The sequence below is a fragment of the Cellulomonas bogoriensis 69B4 = DSM 16987 genome (assembly GCF_000767165.1).
GTDB lineage: Bacteria > Actinomycetota > Actinomycetes > Actinomycetales > Cellulomonadaceae > Actinotalea > Actinotalea bogoriensis.
Window position 1 is genome coordinate 1 of sequence record NZ_AXCZ01000254.1, and the last position, 2,657, is coordinate 2,657.

4 protein-coding genes are annotated in these 2,657 nt (G+C 73.2%); 1 reads left to right on the forward strand and 3 read right to left on the reverse strand.

Annotation, left to right across the window (positions count from 1 at the left end):
* The first annotated feature begins 383 nt into the window (after positions 1 to 383).
* The gene (locus tag N869_RS14195) at positions 384 to 638 is read left to right on the forward strand and encodes a hypothetical protein (RefSeq protein WP_035062668.1); all 255 of its coding nucleotides are present in this window, start codon (positions 384 to 386) and stop codon (positions 636 to 638) included.
* 94 nt (positions 639 to 732) lie between these two features.
* Here N869_RS14195 and N869_RS14200 read toward each other — a convergent pair whose 3' ends face one another.
* The 3 genes from N869_RS14200 to N869_RS14210 form a co-directional block, all read right to left on the reverse strand.
* Positions 733 to 1,332, reverse strand: coding sequence for an energy-coupling factor transporter transmembrane component T family protein (locus N869_RS14200; protein WP_035062669.1), 600 nt, complete (start codon positions 1,330 to 1,332; stop codon positions 733 to 735).
* Complete coding sequence (locus tag N869_RS14205; RefSeq protein ID WP_035062671.1) at positions 1,332 to 2,006, reverse strand: energy-coupling factor ABC transporter ATP-binding protein; 675 nt, start codon at positions 2,004 to 2,006, stop codon at positions 1,332 to 1,334. The genes N869_RS14200 and N869_RS14205 overlap by 1 nt, the downstream gene beginning before the upstream one ends.
* Positions 2,007 to 2,016: 10 nt before the next feature.
* The coding region (locus N869_RS14210; protein WP_035062673.1) for a thiolase family protein at positions 2,017 to 2,657 on the reverse strand (641 nt) is incomplete at its 5' end.

The following is a 2,657-nucleotide window of genomic DNA, read 5'->3' on the forward strand; positions in this document are numbered from 1 at the left end:
ATCGATACGGCCACCGCCCGAGTGTTCATCACCGCCGACGATCCCGCCCAGGTCACCGTGCTGCACTACCGGATCCCCTCACGATGACGACGTCGCCGAGACCCACATGACGTCCCCTCCGCCGAGGCCCTCATCCCCTGAGCACAGCGCTCGCAGGCTCGATGACGGCCCGTGGCGTCGCCAGCGGCTACGACGGTGCAGACACCTGCAGTCACGCGGGTTCTTCGACTCTGCTGGCGACTGGAACCTTGAGAACTTCCGCCTGAACCGTCCGACACATTTGCCCTACGGAGTGGGGAATCACCGTTGCAACTGGACCACCGCGAATGGCCTGTGAGCATCCTGCACGTGCCGCAACTATGCCTTCAGAAGGATGGGTCCTGATGCCTGATACCCGCGTAGCCCTCTGGCCTCGCCTGGTGTTCTGGACGGGGCTGATCCTGTCCATCCTCACACCCGTCGTGCTTGTCGTGCTCTTCCTGCAGCCATGGGTCTCCTGCGCCGAGGATGACAGCTCAGCAGGGTGTCCCGTCGGGCCGGTCCAGGCAGCCGTCCAGCTGGGGGTCGCGGCTCTGCTGCCGATCAGCATCGCCATGGTCGCCGTCGGAGCCCTGGCTCGTCAGAGGAGGGGGCGCTGATGCCCGGTTGACCGAGGCCGGTGGGGCCAGCCGTGACCCCGGTCCCCGTGGGGAGCGTTCGGTGCGAATGGCGCACCGAACGCTCCCCAGGGTCTCAGTCGTCGAGGCCGCGGGCCTGGAGGGCCTCGCCGAGGGCGTCGGCCTGGCGCAGGGCCCCCACGACCAGGGGGACGGCGAACGCGCGGACGTCGCGTTCGCACCCGCGGGCGCGCTGCGCCTCCCGCACCCGGCCCGCGAGCGCTGCCAGGACGGGGATGCTGCGGACCGTCAACGACAGGACCAGGGCGATGCGCGCCGGGTCGACCCCGACCAGGCGCAGCGGGGTGAGGGCACGTTCGACGGCGGCCATGAGGGCGCTGGTGCGGGTGGTGAGGGTGACGAGGCCGGCGAGGGCCACCAGCACCACGATGCGGGTGCTCAACCCCACGGCCGCGTCCAGGCCCAGGACCAGCCACTGGACGGTGAACACCACGGGCACGAACCACCGCAGGGGCCGCACCTGCGCCCACGCGGTGCGGGGCCCCACCCGGCCCAGCGCGTACAGGCCGGTGACCACCACCACGGCCACCCCACCGGTGATCGGGTCGCGGACGGTCAGCAGCCCGACGGACAGGACCAGCAGCACCACGAGCTTGAGCCCGGCGGGGGCCCGGTGCAGGGGTGTGTCGCGGTCGACGTAGGTGCCGGTGAGCATCAGGCCATCAACCGGCGGTAGTGGTCCAGGGCGGGTGCCGGGGCGTCGTCGGCCACGACCCGGCCCTGGTCCACGACCAGGACCCGGTCGAACTCCTCGACCAGGTGCAGGTCGTGGGTGACGAGCACGACCTGCTGGGGCAGGGCCGCGAGCAGGGCGGCGACCTGCCGGGTGTTGCGCAGGTCCAGCAGGGTGGTGGGCTCGTCCGCGACCAGCACCGACGGTTCGGTGATGAGGACGGCTGTCAGGGCCAGGAGCTGCTTCTGGCCACCGGACAGCAGGTGGGCGGGGTGGTCGGCGTGGTCGGCCAGGCTCCGGGCGGCCAGCGCGGCGTGCACACGCCGGTCCCGTTCGGCGGGGTCCAGGCGCAGGCGACGCAGGGAGAACGCAAGGTCCTCGGCGACGGTCGGCATGACGATCTGGGCGTCGGGGTCGGTGAACACGAACCCCACGGTGCGGCGCACCTTGGCGCCCTGCCGGGCGGTGTCCAGGCCGTCGACGGTCACGGTGCCGCGGGTCGGCAGCACCAGGCCGTTGAGGAGCCGGGCGAGGGTGCTCTTGCCCGACCCGTTGGCCCCCACCACCCCGATGCGCCGCTCGGTGAGGGTCAGGTCCACACCGTGCAGGACGTCCCGCTCACCCAGGCGCACGTGCACACCGTCCAGGACGATCACGTCGACCCCCTCACCGAACCACCCTCACCAGCAGTGCCACACCCATGCCTCCGCCGACGGCCGCCGTCGCCAGCCCCAGCGTCCCGGCCGCGGCGCCGCCCCGCACCAGCCGGGTGAACAACCGGACCACGAGCACCGCGCCGGTCGCCCCCCACGGGTGACCCAGGGCGATCGCACCACCGTCGGGGCACACCCGGTGGGCGTCGGTGCCCGTGGCGTCCAGGCCCAGGGCGTCGGTCACCGCCAGGACCTGCCCGGCGAACGCCTCCACCACCTCCACCACGGCCACGTCGTCCAGGCCCGCACCGGCCCGCTCCAGGACCGCCCGGACAGCGGGCACAGGGCCCCACCCCGGGGACGCCGGGTCACACCCCACCACCGCCGACGCCACCACCGCCAGGCCCGGCAGCCCGGCGGCCCGGCGCACGTGCTCGGGGACGACGGCCGTCATCGCGGCCCCGTCGCTGACCGGGCACGCGTTCGCGACGGTCACCGTCCCCCCGGGGGTGAACGCCGGGCGCAACCGGGCCATGACGTCCGCGCGCAGGACCCGCGGGTGCTGGTCGTCGACGACCCCGCCCACCGGGACCACCTCGGCGGTGAGACGACCCTCGGCCCGGGCAGCCAGGGCCTTGGTGTGGGAGGTGCGGG